Below are 15744 nucleotides of genomic sequence, written 5' to 3'. Positions count from 1 at the left end.
GGCACTCGGAACGGTTACATGTGGCAAGGCGGAAGGTATCGCACGGTAGGTACTCCGCCGGGACCGTCCAGGCGAACCTCGGCGTCGACCTGGTAGACCTCGGCTATCAGGTCAGCGGTGAGGACCTCGGTCGGGCTTCCGTGGGCAACGATGGATCCCCGGTTCAGCATCACTATCGAATCGCAGAACATGGCGGCCAGATTCAGATCGTGCAATGCCATGATCGTGGTGGTGGGGAGGCGTCGCACGAGCGCGAGCAATTCGAGTTGATGGTTGATGTCCAGGTGATTGGTCGGCTCGTCGAGTAGCAACTCGTGAGGTTCCTGAGCGAGGGCGCGCGCGATCTGGACGCGTTGGCGCTCCCCGCCGGACAGGGTGTGCCACGACCGGTCCAGCATGCCGGCGAGGTCGGTGTGTTCGATCGCTGCCCGAACGGCGTCGCGATCGGAATCCGACTGCCCACCCCACAGTCCGCGGTGCGGTGTGCGTCCGAGTTCGACTACCTCCGCGACCGTCAGATCGATCTCGGTGTTGCTGTGCTGATCAACGGTCGCGATCCGACGCGCGACGTCGCGGCGTTTCCAGTCGGACAACGGGGTTCGGTCCAGGGTCACGACACCGGACGTCGGACGATTGTGCCCGGCAAGCAGTTTCAGCAGCGTCGATTTCCCCGAACCGTTGGGGCCGAGAAGCCCCACCGTACTTCCGGTTGTAGGCGAGACGTCGAGGTCGTCGACTATGAGCGCCCCGCCGACCCGCCAACTGACGCCGGCAGCTTCGAGTGTCATGGCCTGGCCTTCCGTCTCCAGAGGATGACGGCAAACGCAGGCACACCGACCAGCGCGGTCACCACACCGGCCGGGAGTTCCTGCGGCGCAATGGCTGTGCGTGCTACTGCGTCGACCCAGACAAGGAAGATGGAGCCGATCAGTGCGGACGCAGGCAGGAGTCGGCGGTGGTTCGAACCGACGAGAGCCCGCGCCGCGTGCGGGAGGACCAGGCCCACGAAGCCGATGGCGCCTGCGACGCTCACGATCACCGCGGTCATCAAGGCTGTTGCCAACAACAGGGTCACACGCACCCGCCACACGTTCACCCCCAGCGACGACGCCGCGTCCTCGCCGAAGGCAAAGGCGTCGAGTGCGCGGGAGTGAGTCAGACAGACCACGAGGCCGACTGCGACCACCGCAGCGCAGAGTGCGACGTCGAGCCAGTCGGCGCCGCCGAGTGAGCCCAGGAGCCAGAACATCACGCCGCGGGTCTGCTCGGGATCGGCCGAGGTGATGACGATGAACGAGGTGAGCGCGGAGAACAGTTGGGTCGCGGCGACACCGGCCAGGATCACCCGATCCGGCGTGCCGCCGGCCGCATGGGCGAGCAGCAACACAAGGGCGAAGGAGATCACCGCGCCGATGAAGGCGCCGCTCGACAAGCCGATCACTCCCGACCCGACTCCGAGGATCACGATCAGTACGGCACCGGTCGAGGCGCCGGACGAGATACCGAGGACAAACGGATCGGCCAGCGGATTGCGAAGCAGCGACTGCATGATCGCACCGCACAACCCGAGACCGGCACCGCAGAGCGCGGCGAGCAGGGTACGCGGCAGACGGAGGTCCCAGACGATGCCGTCACGGATAGGGGTGACGTCCGCCGCGGTACCGCCGAGATGGCCGACGACGATCGAAGCCACCTCACCGACCGACAGACCGGCCGGCCCCAACGTGATTGCCACGGCAGCCGATCCGGCCAGCGTGACAACACCGATCATCCACAGCAGGGTGACGGTCGTCGGGTTGTCACGCAGCCGAACTCTTGTCGTCATCTCACGCCGTAGACCACGTAGTCGTCGAACAGCTGCCAGACCGTCCCCGACTCCCGAAAACCTGCTTGCGCGAGCGCCGCCAACTGGAAGTCGACGGCCGTGGGCGCAGTGGCGTCACGTCCGGCGAATCTGCGCTCTCGCTCGTCGGTCATTGGTCCGATGCCGGGAGTTGCCCGCAACTCCTCCCACCAGCTCTCCCACTCGGGAGCACCGGCAGCAAAGGCGGAGCGTTGCGTCTGCTCGTCGTGAGCCTTCGCCCATCGCCCGATGACAGGGAAGCGGCTGTCGAAACGAAAGTGATCACCGTTGAGCAGGACTCCGTCCGGACTCAGCAGTTCGCGGCACTGCCGGTACACCTCGACGAGCTGCTGCGGTTGCAACCAGTGCAGCGCGGTTGTCGACACTATCGCCTGAACCGGCGCAGCCACCGAATTCGGCCAATCGGCTCCCGCCAGATCTGCGTCGATCAGCTGCAGTCGGTCACCGAAACGCGTCGACGACTGGTGGGCGAGCTCCAGCAGCATCGGGTCGTAGTCGATCCCCACAACGCTCGCATGCTCGAACTTCTCGAGAATTCGGGCGCTCAGTGAACCCGGCCCGCAGGCCAGGTCGACAACCGTGAACGGGGTGTGCGCGTGCTGCAATTCGAGAACGTCGAGAATCACGTCGAAGCGCTTCTCACGGTCGGCGATGTATGCCGCCTGCTGGTCGTCCCACCGACGCACCAGTTCACTGATCTGCGCGGACATCTAGACCACACCCAACTGGCGCAGCCCGTCGGAGAGCTGTTCGATGCCACCGACATTGCGGATCGAGGGATCCATCGTCGTTCCTTCGAGGATGATGTAACGCTTGTTCTTCACTGCGGTGAGCTTGCTGGCGACCGGGTCCGATTCGAGGAACGCGATCTTGTCTGCGGCACTGTCGCCGTCTCCACCGCGGTCGAGATCTGCGAGCACCAGCACGGTCGGGTCTCGATCGAGCACACTCTCCCAACCGATTTCGGGCCAATACTGCTTGTTGTCGTCGAAGGCGTTCTTCGCACCCACCGCGTCGGTCATGATTCCCGGTGCACCGCAGCACCCGGCGAAGTACGGAGTCTTCGTGGCTGCGTACCACCACGCCAGCGTCACGTTCTCAGCTCCCAGTGCCGCCGTGGCGGTGGCCGCGCGATCCTTCAAACTCTCGGTGAGCTCGACACCTTTGTCCTTGGCATCGAACAGTGTTGCCACGTCGTCGATTTCGTCGTACAAGTCGTCGAGCGTGAGGGCCTTGCTCTGCTCGGCATCCTGACCGGTGCACTCGCTGGGTGACTGATATGTCGCGACACCGAGGTCGGTGAACTTGATCCGGTCGGCGATGCCCTCCGAGGTGAACGTGTAGTTGAACGTCGTGTAAACCATGTCCGGTTCGCGTTCGAGGACACTTTCGAATGACGGGAACTCGGTGTCGAACGCCTGGACCTGACCACGCGCCTCGCGCAGTTCTGGGAGGACATCGTCATCGCTCATGGCGTACCCGGCCATCCGGTCCTGCACTCCCAGCGCGAACAGCATCTCTGCTGCAGGTTGATTTACCGCGATTGCCCGTTCGATCGGTCGCTCCACCGTGACGTCTCGGCCACAGTTCTGGACTGTCACGCGCGATTGTTCGGAAGAGTTGGATTGTCGGGCAGCACTGTCGTCGGAGGAGCAGGCAACCAACGACGCGCTCAACAGGGCAGCGACGGCGGCGGCGGGTAGGCGAAGTCTGGACAGACGCATGGAATCTCGTTCTCGCAGGGGCTCGTTCGCGGAGCCCGTTACCGTGTGAACAGGCGCCTGTTGACCCCTGCTGCCAGCCGGTATTCGGACTCGAGATCGCCCCACCCGAGCGCCTTCCCAGATTCTCATCCAGTGGCGTAAGCCCGGGCGGTCACCCTCACCGCTGCGCGTCAGTTCCGGATTCACACCGGATTCCCTAACCCCCTGTGTGGAGGTCCGCTGGCACAGAGGAACTTATCACCGCAGTGCACCGCCGGTCAGGTCGGCTGGTGTGAGGCAATCAGATCTCGATGGCCAGGTCGTCGATGTCGGTGAGGGTTCCGCCGTCGGCGAGGATGCGCTCGTAGTTCTCGCGTCGACGGAGGTCGATTTCGGTGTTGCTGACGCCCTCCTTCCAATATCCGAATATCGCGACGTCGTTTTTGTCGAGTCCGACGGTCGATCGAAAGTGCTTCCGGATTGCGTGCATCTCGTTGCGTTCACCGGCGCCCCACACGACGTAGCTCGCGGGATTGGCGAGCTCGCGTGCTCGTACCGCCAGTGGGCCGTCGGGCTCGGCCGGATCTGCGCTCACGCGGTGAAGCTCCAGGCCGGGGAGGGCGGGCAGTTCGGCGAAGGCGACCTCGTCATCTGTTGTGACCCAGCCGATTCCGACGACGTCGGTAGGTAACTGCTCGATGATTGAGTGCAATGCGGGTATTGCGGTGCCGTCCAGAAAAAGTGCGATACGTCGACCAGGAACATCAGGGATCAAGAAGTGTGGCCGCGGACCGGTGAGGCCGAAGGTGTCACCGACGGCCAACGCTGCTGCCCACCTCATCATCGGACTGGTCTGTCCGTGCAGGACCACATCGACGACGATCGATCCGCTCGCTGAATCGTAGGAACGCACCGTGTACACGCGCGAAGCGTCGTCGAAGGCCGGCCCGAGATTCATGCGTACGGTCACATTCGGGCGTGACCAGGTCGGATCGTCGGTCGACTCCGTCAAACGAGCCGTGATCCGCAGCAGGTGATCGCTCGGTCGCTCCATCGCTTCGACGATCGCGAGAACGTCGTTGAGTCCGCGATTGTGGTCAGCGGTCCGTAGGACAGTCATCGGGGGAGTTGTTGTGCGCGAGGCGTCTGCATGTGTCATCGACTGTGCTCCTGGATCGGGTTTTCGGGATGCCGCCAGGTTAGCGCTGCCTAAGTCGAGCGAGTTGTCCAGAAGTGACATCTGATTACCTGAATGATTCGGGTCTCGAAACGACGCGGTTGAGCGAGTGGTGCCGGCGCTGCTACCGTGCCTGTGATGTCCATACGCCGCTGTTCTCTCGCTTCCGGCCGTGCACTGCGCGCGGCCCGATTCGGCGTAGCGACTTTCCGACGTGGGCGTAAGGCGATCGACCGCCGCCCGTCCGGTCTTGTCTGGATCGAAAGAGCCTTGGCCGCACCGGCCGGATCCGTCTGACATTCGCCACTTCGGCGAGCATTGCCTCGCCGGGATTTTGCAGTGCCACACCTGTTGCAGTGCTGCGCATTTCCCGTACCTGAGATTTCTCGCGGGTGAGTTGTGAGTGTCGGCGCCACCGAGCCTGGAATGCCAGCCAACTCGTTTTCGTGAAAGGTACACAGCAATGAATCGTTTCGAAGGTCGTCGTATTCTCGTCACCGGCGCAGGATCTGGAATCGGGCAGGCCACCGCGCTGCGGTTGCTCGCCGAAGGTGGCCGCGTGGTCGCTGCCGACATCTCCGAGCAGGGTTTGGCGAACACCCGGAAATCGGCAGAACATGCTTCGACGGAGGATCGCCTCGACACCCTCGTCGTCGATATCGGTGACGAGGGTTCCGTCATCAGGGTTGTGGGTCAGGCGATTTCGTCTCTCGGGGGATTGGACGTACTGGTCAACGCCGCCGGGATACTGCGTGGTGGGCACACCCACGAGACCTCGCTGGACCTGTGGAATCAGGTGCTCTCCGTGAATTTGACGGGCACTTTCCTCGTTACCCGCCAGGCACTGCCGGCTCTCCTTGCCACCGGCAACGCAGTCGTGGTGAATTTCAGTTCCACCTCCGCGGCCTTCGCGCACCCGTACATGGCCGCGTATGCCGCAAGTAAGGGAGGAATCCAGTCCTTCACTCACGCACTGGCTCTCGAATACGGCAAGCAGGGTCTGCGTGCCGTCGCGGTGGCTCCGGGCAGTGTGAAGAGCGGGATCACCGACACTACGGCGTCGTACTTGCCGGAAGACACCGACTGGTCGCTCTTCGGCAAGTTGTCACCGATTCTGAGCACTGATCTGGAGTCCGGTGGTGCCCCCATGGCCGGGCCGGAAAGTGTTGCGGGAGTTATCGCGATGTTGGCATCCGACGATGGTGCCTTCATCACTGGCACGGAGATCCGGATCGACGGCGGCACGCACGCCTGATTCTGCGTCCGTCTGACGGCCCGCACAGGCAGGCCGTCAGACGCGAGCCGTCATTCTCGCGAGCGAGTGATGGCGGGGACGACGTAGGACTGATCGAGCACGGCGGGCGAAGGTTCGTACATTCTCAGTACCGGTCGGAAATCCCCGCGCGGTGCGGGCAGCCAGTTTGCCTTCGCCGTGGGGTCTTTCGGCTCCTCGTGGCTGATCGTGATCGTCAACGCACCGTCGGCGTCGTGGACGATTCCTGGAGTGCGGTCGCCGATCGAGTATCGGTCGACGGGGTTCGCCACGAGGAAGAAGTCCGGCACCGAGTACATCGTCAGCGACCAGAAGGCGCTCACCGGCGGAGTGGGGTCGAGTCTTATTGTGTAGGTGTGGGTTCCGTTCAACTGCTCGCCCTGATCGTCGACGTAGGTCATGATGTACGCCGCTTCGTAAGGGTGGTTGCCCCACAGCCCGCCCTTGGCAGCCGCGGCGCGTTCGACGATGCGCAACTTGGGATCGGCGATCTTGAATTGTGAATCGTCGATTGTGCCGACCTCGAAGTAGTCGAGGTTGTAGTCGAAGGCGTGGAATGTGAGCTTCCATCCGTTGACTTCGGGGCTGGAGCCTTTCGTGAGGGCCTCGAGCAGGTTCTTCTCACCGATCGTCAATCCGTCAGCCAACGCGGCTGCCTCGTCGGCAGAGAGTGAAGCGGCAGAGTGTGAGCTATAGGGAGAGGCCCCGGGCTCGTCGATTCCGATCGGGGAGAAGGAATCCTGGAGTTCTCGATCGCGTGGGGCCGGCGGAAACGCCTGTGACCAGATGCGGAGTTTCTCGAGGAACAGGAGGTCCTGGCTTACCCCGGGTTCGGGCACTGGGAGACCCGCCGAGTTTCCGGTGGAGTCGACGACGGTCAGCGTGGTGGCGTCCTGCAAGGCGTGCACCGCAGGGAGGTCGTCGTCGCTACCGCATGCCCAGCGGCCCACGATCGACGCAATGTTCGTGGGAAATCTGATCACCGTGGTCTGGTCCGCCGGGGTTCCCGTCCAGGTGGGTGGGACGAGAAGGAAGTCTCCGCTCTTCGTGCCGGTGGCCCGATGCCCGACGTAAGCGAAATTGTTTGTCCAGGCGTCCACGAACTGGAGGACGTAGTAACGGCCATCGGTATCGGGGACGTGCAGCGCAACGGGGCCGACAGAGAGGTCGATCTGCGCCATGGAGTACACGGTGTCGTTGTTGATCGTGACGAAAGTGTCTGCCGGCCCGGCCAGTGTGCGGGCGTGGCTGAAGGTGTTGAAAGGTGCGGCGGGGTTCGCTCCGACACCGTTGTGAACATACCGATGGACCTGGTCGAGATTGAAAACGAGGGGGAATCCGTAGATATACCCCTGAGCTGCAAGCTCGGTGCGACTGGTGTCTGTCATCTCTGCCCTCTCGTCGTGCACGTCGGTTCGAAGTCCACCCTGCGGGAACCCTGCCGTCGGGGCATCACCCGCCGAGGGTGACGACGGTAGAGGGAGAAGACATGTCGGATCAGGAGAGTGCGGCATTGGTCGCTGTCGCAGACGAGTGGAACGTCGCGATGTGCTCGAACGACGCCGAACGGATCGGCGATTTCATGGCAGACGACTGGGTGATCGTCTCGGAATCCGGAGTGTCGACCAAAGCGGAGTTCCTGGGTTTCGTGGCCTCGGGCGACCTGACTCATTCGGCGATGGACCGCGTCGGGAGCGCTCGCGTGCGTTTCTTCGGTGACGTCGCACTGTTCACCACGCGGATCGTCAATACCGCGCACTACGGCGGCAGACAATACGACGCCGACGAGTGGACCACCGACGTGTTCGCGCGGCGAGACGGTCGTTGGCGCTGCGTGTTGAGCCACATCACGCCGACGGTCGAGGCGAAGATCGAGGACGTGGAACTGTGAGGTAGAGATAAGAGAAAGGCTGATGTTTTAACGGAGGCGCTATGGGGTAGTAATACAAGTTTCGCATTTATGAATGTATTTATCGGATTTATCGATTGTGAAGTTTCTGTAGTAGCGTCAGTTGAGTAGATCATTTTGATACGCATACCGGATGAGGTTCTCACATGATTGTTCTCGGCATTATTCTGGCGTTGATCGGCTTTTTCACGGGGTTGAGCATTCTGACCACCGTCGGCATCATCTTGGTCGTCGTAGGTGCAGTTTTGTCCATCCTCGGTGCTACCGGGCGCGCAGTGGGCGGACGAAAAGTCTGGTATTGATCAATACTGCGCGAGTAGCTGAGAAGGCGGTACCCGATCTCTTCGGAGATCGGGTACCGCTTTTTGTGCTCCAACTGGTTTTCGGTCTCTCTACCCCAAATTATCGATCTGAGCGGTATCGGGTAAACATGGAGGATGCTTTCTCGAGACCATGACGAAGAGAAATCTGCCGAGCGATTCAGATTCCCTCGCAGATGGAATCAGGTTGACGAATCGCGCCGCGGTTTGGTGTTGGCGTGGGTGGCCTTCACGTTGACGTTCGGCGGAGCACGTCTGGTGACGTGGTTGATCCAGATCGACACCAGAGACGTCGGCGACATCAGCGCCGGTGGCACTCATCTGCATCACTATTTATGGGGAATTCTGCTGTTGGCCGGGGTGGCGATCTTCGGACTCGTAGACCGAAGCCCTCGCGCAAGAACATGGATGGGCATCGCGTTGGGCATCGCACTCGGGCTCATCGTCGACGAGGCTGCGTTACTGATCACTCTCGACGACGTCTACTGGCAGAGCGACGGTTGGCCCAGCATCGCCATCGCTGTGTCGATCATCGGAGTGGTAGGAACCGGTCTCGCGCTGACCCGAAGCGGAGCGGAGAAGCCTCGAGGTTGATCCGGCCACGGCACGGGTACTCACTCCCGTGCCGGGAAGTCGCGCGGATCGTGAGGTGGCTTGAATGGATCCCAGTTCCGCGGACACCTCACCGGACTCCGACAGTGAAGTCAAAGCGGCAGATCCGATGGCGGAAGCCGAACGTGAAGCCGCAGCATTGGCGACTCCCGTCCGGCCGCTGGGCGAACCGGGGCCGAGGTTCGATCGTCGTTCACCGTTCTTCATCGGTCTGAGCGCGGCGGCCGGTGTTGCCGTGACGTACGCGGTGATCGAAGTGCTCCTGGCGGCGCGAGGCATGCTGATCCTGATCGTGGTCGCGCTGTTTCTCGCGGTGGGCATCGAACCGATGATCGTCTGGCTTGAGCGGAGACATTTCCGGCGCTGGATCGCGGTCACCGTGGTACTCCTCGGAATTGCGGTGATGCTCGCGCTGTTTCTCGTTGCTGCGATCACTCCGCTGGTCGAGCAGGGACGTCAGTTCGCATCGCACGCTCCCGAACTTCTGACACACATTCGTGACCGGTATCCGATCATCAGCGACCTCGACGAGAAGTATCACCTCGAGGAGCACCTCACCACCCAACTGGACGGTTCGGGGTCTGCGCTCGCGACGGGTTTGCTCGGAGCGGGGCGCGCGGTGTTCAGCGCAGTCGCCGACGCTGGAATCGTTGCGGTACTGACGACGTACTTCTTGATCGACTATCCACGAATCCGCACGAATCTGTATCGGCTGGTGCCACATTCGCGGCGGCCACGAGCAATCGCCATCGGTGATCAGATACTGGCAAGTGTGGGTGGGTACGTCCTCGGCAATGTTCTGATCTCCGTGATCACCGCAGTGTGCACCTTCGCGTGGTTGTTGATCTTCGACGTGCCGTATCCGTTGATCCTGGCGCTGCTGGTCGCTCTGCTCGATCTGATCCCGATAGTCGGTTCCACGATCGCAGGGGTTGTCGTCGCCCTGGTCTCCCTGACAGTCTCTGTCCCAACGGCATTGGCGACAGTTGCGTTCTTCATTGCGTTACGTCTGCTCGAGGACTACCTGCTCGTTCCGAAGATCATCGGGAAGACGGTGGCGGTCCCGGCACTGGTGACCGTTGTCGCGGTTCTGTTGGGTGGAGCGTTGCTCGGTATTGTCGGTGCATTGCTGGCGATTCCGGTCGCTGCGGCCTTGCTGCTGCTTGCAAGGGAGACGCTCTTTCCGCGCCTCGACGCTTCTTGACCGGCTTCTATCGGACGCTTCGCGCGCGACGCCGAGAACCAGGATTCGGCTTGGGGCACATCCGAGTCGGGATGGTTTCTCCCTCGGCGGTGATACGGAATACCGAGACTTTCTCGCTACAACCGTGATTCAGATCGACCGCGTATGCGATTGCGGCGCGATCCGAGACGAAATCTTCCATCACCGTTGTACCGTCCGGTAGTTCGATTCTGTAGTTTTCCATGACTTACACAACCTTCTTTCGCTAAGACGATCCTACCCGGCTCGAGAAGTGGCAAACCCGTGGAACACAACGTGCGACAGTCGTCTTCGTGCCTTGCCGGTGCAATGTTTCGACACCTCGCCTGCCGGGTAGTGAGAGTCGGTCAGCCCGCTCAGGCGGTACGTATCGAACCACGGAGGATCCGCGCAATGAGCGCAGTATCGAAAGCGATGTACAAGCCACTCTCACTGGCGACCAGCGTCCTGGGCGGCATCTTGGCCGGCGCTGTCTTCCAGCAGGTGTGGAAGCGCATCGGTGACGACAAGAATGCGCCCGAGCCCAAAGACTTGAGCAGGTCGAGCAAGGAAGTCCTGATCGCCGCAGCCCTGCAGGGAGCCATCTTCGCTGTTGTGCGAGCCGCAGTGGATCGTGCGGGGGCAAAGGGCTACCAGGCCCTTGCTCATGAAGATCCTCGGTAGGGACGCCCGGTTCGGTTCGAGTTCAGTCGACGACGGCCGCGATTGCCTCGATCTCGACCAGTTGATCGTCGTAACCGAGAACGGTCACACCCATCAGAGTGCTCGGGGCGTCGTGATCACCGAACGCGTCGCGGACTACCTCCCACGCCGCAACCAGGTCGGCTTGATTGCTCGACGCCACCAGGACGCGGGTGTTGATCACGTCGGTGATGGACGCGCCCGCGTCCGAGAGAGCAGTTCTCAGGTTGTCGACGGCCTTGGCTGCCTGTCCTGCGTAGTCACCGATGGCGGCAGTGGAGCCGTCCTCGTTCAACGGGCAGGATCCGGCCAGGAAGATCAGCCGTGCATCGGCGGGAGCCGTTGCTGCATAGGCATATTCAGCCACCGAAGAGAGTGACGTGGAACGGATCAGAGTTACCGACTTCGACATTATTTCCCCAAGGAATAGTAAAGTTTTGCAGCGAGTCTTTCACAGCACGCCAGGGGTTGCCAATTCATCGTCGGACCCATCCCTTCAGTCGGCAGCTACGAATGACTGCCAATGAGCCGAGAAGAAGAGCACACAGCACCTGTCGACGAGTGGCTGACGACCAAACAGGTTGCAGCACTGTTCCACGTCGACAGGACCACGGTGTCCAGATGGGCGAGGGAGGGCAAAGTCGGCACTCTGAGAACGCTTGGCGGGCATCGGAGGTACCGGCGATCGGAGATCGAGACGTTGCTGCGTAACCGCTCGACGACGCTCGATCACCAATAACCTCCGGCACGAAACAGACAGGTCGCCGAGCATGATGAGGGCTCGGCGACCTGTCTGGTCAGCAGGAAGTAATCAGGCCTTGGGGACGCGGACGATGAGTGCGTCGCCTTGTCCGCCGCCGCCGCAGAGTGCGGCTGCGCCGATGCCGCCGCCGCGGCGTTGCAGTTCGAGGGCGAGGTGCAGGGCGATGCGGGCGCCGGACATGCCGAGGGGGTGGCCGACGGCGATGGCGCCGCCGTTGACGTTGACCTTGGCGGGGTCGAGGCCGAGTTCGCGGGTGGAGGCGATCCCGACGGCGGCGAATGCTTCGTTGATTTCGACGAGGTCGAGGTCGGTGGGGTCGATGCCTTCCTTCGCGCAGGCTTTGGCGATGGCCCGGGCGGGTTGGGACTGGAGGGTGGAGTCGGGTCCGGCGACGACGCCGTGGGCGCCGATTTCCGCGATCCAGGTCAGGCCGAGTTCTTCGGCTTTGGTTTTGCTCATCACGATCACGGCGGCGGCGCCGTCGGAGATCGGGGAGGCGGAGCCGGCGGTGATGGTGCCGTCCTTGCTGAACGCGGGACGCAGTTTGCCGAGGGATTCGGTGGTGGTGTCGGCGCGGATGCCTTCGTCCTGGGCGAAGACGATGGGCTCGCCCTTGCGTTGGGGGATGGAGACGGGGACGACTTCGTTGTCGAAGAGGCCGTCTTTCCAGGCGCGGGCCGCGTTCTGGTGTGAGGCGGCGGCGAAGGCGTCCTGCTCGGCGCGGGTGATGTGGGCGGTTTCTTGTTGGTTGACCTGTTCGGTGAGCAGGCCCATGGCCTGGTCGGTGAAGATGTCGTGGAGGCCGTCGTAGGCCATGTGGTCGCGGAGGGTGACGTCGCCGTATTTGAAGCCTTCGCGGCTTTTTTCGAGCATGTGGGGTGCGCGGGACATCGATTCCTGCCCGCCGGCGACGACGATGTCGAATTCGCCGGCGCGGATGAGTTGGTCGGCGAGGGCGATGGCGTCGATGCCGGAGAGGCACACTTTGTTGATGCTCAGGGCGGGGACGTTCATGGGGATGCCGGCGGCGACGGCGGCTTGGCGGGCGGGCATCTGGCCGGCGCCGGCGGTGAGGACCTGTCCCATGATGACGTAGTCGACCTGTTCGGGTGCGACTCCGGACTTGTCGAGGGCGCCTTTGATGGCGATGCCGCCGAGGTCGGACCCGGAGAGGTCTTTCAACGATCCGAGGAGTCGACCCATCGGGGTACGAGCTCCCGCAACAATCACAGTGGTCGTGTCGGTCATGCCAGTTCAACTTTCAGTTCGGTGCCGGTTGCGGCGACTACGTCTTCGACGCTGACATCGGGGGCGAGTTCACGCAGGACGAGTGGACCTTCTTCGCTCACGTCGATGACGGCGAGGTTGGTGATGATCCGATTCACCACGCCCTGGCCGGTGAGCGGCAGGGTGCAGGCGTCAACGATCTTGGGGTTGCCGTCGCGGTCGTTGTGCTCCATGACGACGATGACGCGTCGGGCTCCGTGGACCAGGTCCATCGCGCCGCCCATGCCCTTGACCATCTTCCCGGGGACCATCCAGTTGGCGAGGTCGCCCGTCTTCGACACCTGCATACCGCCGAGGACTGCGGTGTCGATGTGGCCGCCTCGGATCATCCCGAACGAGAGGGCCGAATCAAAATATGCTGCACCGGGATTGACGGTTACGGTCTCTTTGCCGGCGTTGATGAGGTCAGGATCGACGTTGTCCTCGGTGGGATACGGTCCGGTGCCGAGAATTCCGTTCTCCGAGTGCAGGACCACACGAACGTCCGAGCCCAGGTATCCGGGAATCAGTGTGGGAAGGCCGATTCCGAGGTTGACGTACTCGCCGTCGATCATCTCTGCGGCCGCCCGCGCTGCCATCTGCTGGCGCGTCCAACCCGTCACTGTCACTGGTGCGGTCATCGTGTGGTTCCTTCCGAAGCGCTGACGGTTCGCTTTTCGATTCGCTTGTTCTGAGGTCCGGTGTGGACTACGCGCTGGACGAAGACCCCAGGTAGATGCACTGACGCCGGATCGATTTCACCGGGTTCGACGAGGCGTTCCACCTGCGCGATGGTGATGCGACCGGCCATGGCAGCGAGAGGGTTGAAGTTCATCGCGGTCTTGTCGAACACGAGGTTGCCGTCGGTGTCACCGAGAACGGCGTGCACGAGTGCGTAGTCGGCGTTGATCGCCTCTTCCATCACGTAACGCTTGGTTCCGAAGACGCGAGTCTCCTTCGGAGGCGATGCAATAGCGATCGAGCCGTCGGCGTCGTAGCGCCATGGCATTCCGCCGTCGGAGATGGGGCTACCCACTCCGGCCGGTGTGAAGAATGCGGGGATTCCGGTTCCGCCGGCGCGCAGACGCTCGGCGAGCGTTCCCTGCGGCGTCAGTTCCACTTCGAGTTCGCCGGCCAGGTACTGCCGGGCGAACTCCTTGTTCTCGCCGACGTACGACGCGGTCACTCGTCGGATACGGCCGGCGCTCAGCAAGATTCCGAGACCGTGATCGTCGACGCCGCAGTTGTTGGAGAACACCTCGAGGTCGGTTGCACTCGTAGCTGCGATCGCGTCGATCAACACGTCGGGGATGCCGCACAAGCCGAATCCGCCGACGGCCAGCGTTGCGCCGTCGACGATGTCGGCGACCGCCTCCGCTGCGGACTCGTACACCTTTGCTGTCATGTTCTCTCCCTGCCAAGCGTTCATTGAGTAGACACTCACTCACTTCGATATCCAGTGAACTATCTCCAGTTCACAGGTTCAAGGAATCTCGAACATCAACCGAGGACTGATCGACTACTGATCGTCTGAAGGAATTTCGTTCATTGAATGGACGCTAGGATGGCTGCATGCCAACTCACGGGCAATCGCCGGCCATGGTCGCGCGGGTGGCTGCACTTCTGCGAGCCCTCGGCGCGTCCGAACCAACGGGCACTTCCACCACGGAATTGGGCAAGGTCACCGGCCTCGCTCGGCCCACTGCGCACCGACTGCTCACGTCCCTGGCTGCCGAAGGACTGGTCGACCGTGACGCACGAACCGGTCGATGGTCTCTCGGCCCGGAGTTGTACCTCCTGGGGGCGGCGGCCGGAAATCGGTACGACATCACCGACCGGGCTCGCGACGTCGTCGACGAACTTGCCCGGGTCACGGGGGAGAGCGCCTTCCTGTCGGCACGCCGAGGTGACGAGACCGTCTGCATCCTGAGTCAGGAAGGTAGTTTTCCACTGCGATCTCACGTGCTGCACGAGGGGAAGCGGTTCCCGTTGGGGGTCGCGTCGGCGGGGCTTGCCATCTTGAGCCATTTACCGACGCGGGACGTCGACGACTATTTCGCCCGGGTGAATCTGGATTCGGAATGGGGTGAGATCCACAGTGAGACATCGATCCGTGAGCGAATCGAGTCGACGCGTGTCACCGGGTACGCGGTCAATCCAGCCCTCATCGTCGAGGGAAGCTGGGGGATGGGTGCCGCGGTGTTCGATCGCAACGGTCGCCCGGCCTGGGCGCTGAGCCTGACCGGAGTGGAAACACGCTTCCGGCCCGCGCGTCATGCCGAGTTGGGAACGCTGCTCCTCGAGCACGCTCACACACTGTCGAACCGATTGAAAACGCATGCAGTGAACTAACTTTCGGGAACCAGGTCTTGTGCAGTAGTAGTTTTTGCCTTCGTGCGCACATGTGCCTTCTCGCCTTGCGGGCCGAAAAGATGCAAGATTTCCACCACCTGTTCATCGGCAGGCCCGAACCAGTGGGGCTCGGCAGTGTCGAACTCCGCGACTTCCCCGGGGTGTAAGAGAACCTCGTTCGCCCCCAGGATGAGACGCAGATCCCCGGCGAGGACGTAGAGCCATTCGTAGCCGGCGTGGGTGACCAGCTTCGGTGGACGCGGACCGATCACCTGCTTGAAGACCTGCACGCGGCCGGGATAGCGCGTCAACGGAACGACGGCACTGCCGTTCTTGCGTCGGCTCGGGGTGAGATGGACCCGAGGATCGCCCGTAGCGGGGGCGCCGACGAGTTGGTCCAGCGCGACCCGGTGCGCTCGGGCAAGCGGCAACAGCAGATCGAGGGTGGGACGACGCTTCCCCGATTCGAGGCGTGAGAGTGCGCTGACAGAGATGCCGGTGGCTTCGGACAGGCCCTCGAGGGTCAATCCGCGATCGCGTCGGAGCGTGCGCAGTCTCGGTCCGATATCGGTGATCAACTGCTCGAATTCAGCATCCATGCC

The 15744-nt window shown here is 62.5% G+C and carries 21 protein-coding genes and 1 riboswitch; of the genes, 9 read left to right on the top strand and 12 right to left on the bottom strand.

Annotation, left to right across the window (positions count from 1 at the left end; genetic code table 11):
- Window positions 1–14: 14 nt before the first annotated feature.
- From G4D79_RS28425 to G4D79_RS28405, 5 genes are all read right to left on the bottom strand, one after another.
- Window positions 15–788 (bottom strand): ABC transporter ATP-binding protein, encoded by a 774-nt coding sequence (locus G4D79_RS28425; protein ID WP_058038896.1) that lies wholly within the window; start codon window positions 786–788, stop codon window positions 15–17.
- Window positions 785–1825, bottom strand: a complete 1041-nt coding sequence (locus G4D79_RS28420) for an iron ABC transporter permease (RefSeq protein ID WP_042452436.1) — start codon at window positions 1823–1825, stop codon at window positions 785–787. Before G4D79_RS28420 ends, G4D79_RS28425 begins: the two co-directional genes overlap by 4 nt.
- Complete coding sequence (locus tag G4D79_RS28415) at window positions 1822–2574, bottom strand: trans-aconitate 2-methyltransferase (RefSeq protein ID WP_099696957.1); 753 nt, start codon at window positions 2572–2574, stop codon at window positions 1822–1824. Before G4D79_RS28415 ends, G4D79_RS28420 begins: the two co-directional genes overlap by 4 nt.
- Window positions 2575–3588 (bottom strand): ABC transporter substrate-binding protein, encoded by a 1014-nt coding sequence (locus G4D79_RS28410; RefSeq protein ID WP_042452430.1) that lies wholly within the window; start codon window positions 3586–3588, stop codon window positions 2575–2577.
- Between the two features lie 57 nt (window positions 3589–3645).
- A riboswitch (cobalamin riboswitch) is annotated at window positions 3646–3827 on the bottom strand.
- A gap of 41 nt (window positions 3828–3868) precedes the next feature.
- A complete protein-coding gene (locus G4D79_RS28405; protein ID WP_099697073.1) occupies window positions 3869–4726 on the bottom strand; it encodes a siderophore-interacting protein in 858 nt (285 codons plus the stop codon).
- Window positions 4727–4882: 156 nt separating this feature from the next.
- Between G4D79_RS28405 and G4D79_RS28400 the strand changes: the two genes are divergently transcribed.
- Both G4D79_RS28400 and G4D79_RS28395 read left to right on the top strand, forming a co-directional pair.
- A complete protein-coding gene (locus G4D79_RS28400) occupies window positions 4883–5041 on the top strand; it encodes a hypothetical protein (protein ID WP_156423192.1) in 159 nt (52 codons plus the stop codon).
- A 166-nt stretch (window positions 5042–5207) separates the two neighbouring features.
- Window positions 5208–5999: an SDR family NAD(P)-dependent oxidoreductase gene (locus G4D79_RS28395; protein WP_007734701.1), complete on the top strand. Its 792-nt coding sequence runs from the start codon at window positions 5208–5210 to the stop codon at window positions 5997–5999.
- Between the two features lie 50 nt (window positions 6000–6049).
- Here the strand turns inward: G4D79_RS28395 and G4D79_RS28390 are convergent, their stop codons facing one another.
- On the bottom strand, window positions 6050–7405 hold the full coding sequence (locus G4D79_RS28390) for a DUF1254 domain-containing protein (protein ID WP_099696956.1): 1356 nt from the start codon (window positions 7403–7405) through the stop codon (window positions 6050–6052).
- A 101-nt stretch (window positions 7406–7506) separates the two neighbouring features.
- Between G4D79_RS28390 and G4D79_RS28385 the strand changes: the two genes are divergently transcribed.
- From G4D79_RS28385 to G4D79_RS28370, 4 genes are all read left to right on the top strand, one after another.
- Window positions 7507–7908, top strand: coding sequence for a nuclear transport factor 2 family protein (locus G4D79_RS28385; RefSeq protein WP_003945624.1), 402 nt, complete (start codon window positions 7507–7509; stop codon window positions 7906–7908).
- 164 nt (window positions 7909–8072) lie between these two features.
- Window positions 8073–8228: a DUF6131 family protein gene (locus tag G4D79_RS28380; protein WP_003945564.1), complete on the top strand. Its 156-nt coding sequence runs from the start codon at window positions 8073–8075 to the stop codon at window positions 8226–8228.
- 135 nt (window positions 8229–8363) lie between these two features.
- Window positions 8364–8840, top strand: coding sequence for a hypothetical protein (locus tag G4D79_RS28375; RefSeq protein ID WP_003945539.1), 477 nt, complete (start codon window positions 8364–8366; stop codon window positions 8838–8840).
- Window positions 8841–8904: 64 nt separating this feature from the next.
- Window positions 8905–10062: an AI-2E family transporter gene (locus G4D79_RS28370; protein WP_099696955.1), complete on the top strand. Its 1158-nt coding sequence runs from the start codon at window positions 8905–8907 to the stop codon at window positions 10060–10062.
- A gap of 7 nt (window positions 10063–10069) precedes the next feature.
- On the opposite strand, the gene G4D79_RS28365 is transcribed toward G4D79_RS28370, so the two are convergent.
- Window positions 10070–10285, bottom strand: coding sequence for a hypothetical protein (locus G4D79_RS28365; RefSeq protein WP_003945874.1), 216 nt, complete (start codon window positions 10283–10285; stop codon window positions 10070–10072).
- 188 nt (window positions 10286–10473) lie between these two features.
- Between G4D79_RS28365 and G4D79_RS28360 the strand changes: the two genes are divergently transcribed.
- Complete coding sequence (locus G4D79_RS28360; RefSeq protein ID WP_007734706.1) at window positions 10474–10743, top strand: DUF4235 domain-containing protein; 270 nt, start codon at window positions 10474–10476, stop codon at window positions 10741–10743.
- Between the two features lie 22 nt (window positions 10744–10765).
- Here the strand turns inward: G4D79_RS28360 and G4D79_RS28355 are convergent, their stop codons facing one another.
- A complete protein-coding gene (locus tag G4D79_RS28355) occupies window positions 10766–11173 on the bottom strand; it encodes a RidA family protein (RefSeq protein ID WP_007734708.1) in 408 nt (135 codons plus the stop codon).
- 111 nt (window positions 11174–11284) lie between these two features.
- On the opposite strand from G4D79_RS28355, the gene G4D79_RS28350 reads away from it, so the two are divergent.
- Entirely contained in the window at window positions 11285–11500 is a 216-nt protein-coding gene (locus G4D79_RS28350; protein ID WP_003945782.1) for a BldC family transcriptional regulator, read from the top strand.
- A 72-nt stretch (window positions 11501–11572) separates the two neighbouring features.
- On the opposite strand, the gene G4D79_RS28345 is transcribed toward G4D79_RS28350, so the two are convergent.
- Genes G4D79_RS28345 through G4D79_RS28335 form a run of 3 tightly spaced genes read right to left on the bottom strand, consistent with a single transcriptional unit; the run spans window position 11573 to window position 14195 of the window.
- Window positions 11573–12772 carry an acetyl-CoA C-acetyltransferase gene (locus G4D79_RS28345; RefSeq protein WP_063314911.1) on the bottom strand — a complete coding sequence of 400 codons (1200 nt, stop codon included), beginning with the start codon at window positions 12770–12772 and terminating at the stop codon, window positions 11573–11575.
- Window positions 12769–13431 carry a 3-oxoacid CoA-transferase subunit B gene (locus tag G4D79_RS28340; RefSeq protein WP_007726396.1) on the bottom strand — a complete coding sequence of 221 codons (663 nt, stop codon included), beginning with the start codon at window positions 13429–13431 and terminating at the stop codon, window positions 12769–12771. Before G4D79_RS28340 ends, G4D79_RS28345 begins: the two co-directional genes overlap by 4 nt.
- A complete protein-coding gene (locus tag G4D79_RS28335) occupies window positions 13428–14195 on the bottom strand; it encodes a CoA transferase subunit A (RefSeq protein ID WP_007726398.1) in 768 nt (255 codons plus the stop codon). The genes G4D79_RS28340 and G4D79_RS28335 overlap by 4 nt, the downstream gene beginning before the upstream one ends.
- A 167-nt stretch (window positions 14196–14362) precedes the next feature.
- Here G4D79_RS28335 and G4D79_RS28330 point away from each other — a divergent pair, with 167 nt between their 5' ends.
- Window positions 14363–15142: an IclR family transcriptional regulator gene (locus G4D79_RS28330; RefSeq protein ID WP_070160312.1), complete on the top strand. Its 780-nt coding sequence runs from the start codon at window positions 14363–14365 to the stop codon at window positions 15140–15142.
- Here G4D79_RS28330 and G4D79_RS28325 read toward each other — a convergent pair.
- Window positions 15139–15741 (bottom strand): helix-turn-helix domain-containing protein, encoded by a 603-nt coding sequence (locus G4D79_RS28325; RefSeq protein ID WP_064075792.1) that lies wholly within the window; start codon window positions 15739–15741, stop codon window positions 15139–15141. The genes G4D79_RS28330 and G4D79_RS28325 overlap by 4 nt on opposite strands.
- Window positions 15742–15744: the final 3 nt, after the last annotated feature.

Origin of the sequence: Rhodococcus sp. WY5, assembly GCF_018588185.1 — a bacterium.
In the GTDB taxonomy this organism is placed as follows: Bacteria; Actinomycetota; Actinomycetes; order Mycobacteriales; family Mycobacteriaceae; genus Rhodococcus_F; species Rhodococcus_F qingshengii.
This window is presented reverse-complemented; position numbering and strand designations above follow the sequence as displayed.

Bases quoted from the DNA above. Each gene is read 5' to 3' on its own strand.
- G4D79_RS28360 (WP_007734706.1), top strand. From the start codon at position 10,474: ATGAGCGCAGTATCGAAAGCGATGTACAAGCCACTCTCACTGGCGACC.
- G4D79_RS28365 (WP_003945874.1), bottom strand. From the start codon at position 10,285: ATGGAAAACTACAGAATCGAACTACCGGACGGTACAACGGTGATGGAA.
- G4D79_RS28330 (WP_070160312.1), top strand. From the start codon at position 14,363: ATGCCAACTCACGGGCAATCGCCGGCCATGGTCGCGCGGGTGGCTGCA.
- G4D79_RS28380 (WP_003945564.1), top strand. From the start codon at position 8,073: ATGATTGTTCTCGGCATTATTCTGGCGTTGATCGGCTTTTTCACGGGG.
- G4D79_RS28420 (WP_042452436.1), bottom strand. From the start codon at position 1,825: ATGACGACAAGAGTTCGGCTGCGTGACAACCCGACGACCGTCACCCTG.
- G4D79_RS28395 (WP_007734701.1), top strand. From the start codon at position 5,208: ATGAATCGTTTCGAAGGTCGTCGTATTCTCGTCACCGGCGCAGGATCT.
- G4D79_RS28325 (WP_064075792.1), bottom strand. From the start codon at position 15,741: ATGGATGCTGAATTCGAGCAGTTGATCACCGATATCGGACCGAGACTG.
- G4D79_RS28405 (WP_099697073.1), bottom strand. From the start codon at position 4,726: ATGACACATGCAGACGCCTCGCGCACAACAACTCCCCCGATGACTGTC.
- G4D79_RS28345 (WP_063314911.1), bottom strand. From the start codon at position 12,772: ATGACCGACACGACCACTGTGATTGTTGCGGGAGCTCGTACCCCGATG.
- G4D79_RS28375 (WP_003945539.1), top strand. From the start codon at position 8,364: ATGCTTTCTCGAGACCATGACGAAGAGAAATCTGCCGAGCGATTCAGA.
- G4D79_RS28425 (WP_058038896.1), bottom strand. From the start codon at position 788: ATGACACTCGAAGCTGCCGGCGTCAGTTGGCGGGTCGGCGGGGCGCTC.
- G4D79_RS28410 (WP_042452430.1), bottom strand. From the start codon at position 3,588: ATGCGTCTGTCCAGACTTCGCCTACCCGCCGCCGCCGTCGCTGCCCTG.
- G4D79_RS28385 (WP_003945624.1), top strand. From the start codon at position 7,507: ATGTCGGATCAGGAGAGTGCGGCATTGGTCGCTGTCGCAGACGAGTGG.
- G4D79_RS28355 (WP_007734708.1), bottom strand. From the start codon at position 11,173: ATGTCGAAGTCGGTAACTCTGATCCGTTCCACGTCACTCTCTTCGGTG.
- G4D79_RS28370 (WP_099696955.1), top strand. From the start codon at position 8,905: ATGGATCCCAGTTCCGCGGACACCTCACCGGACTCCGACAGTGAAGTC.
- G4D79_RS28340 (WP_007726396.1), bottom strand. From the start codon at position 13,431: ATGACCGCACCAGTGACAGTGACGGGTTGGACGCGCCAGCAGATGGCA.
- G4D79_RS28400 (WP_156423192.1), top strand. From the start codon at position 4,883: ATGTCCATACGCCGCTGTTCTCTCGCTTCCGGCCGTGCACTGCGCGCG.
- G4D79_RS28335 (WP_007726398.1), bottom strand. From the start codon at position 14,195: ATGACAGCAAAGGTGTACGAGTCCGCAGCGGAGGCGGTCGCCGACATC.
- G4D79_RS28350 (WP_003945782.1), top strand. From the start codon at position 11,285: ATGAGCCGAGAAGAAGAGCACACAGCACCTGTCGACGAGTGGCTGACG.
- G4D79_RS28390 (WP_099696956.1), bottom strand. From the start codon at position 7,405: ATGACAGACACCAGTCGCACCGAGCTTGCAGCTCAGGGGTATATCTAC.
- G4D79_RS28415 (WP_099696957.1), bottom strand. From the start codon at position 2,574: ATGTCCGCGCAGATCAGTGAACTGGTGCGTCGGTGGGACGACCAGCAG.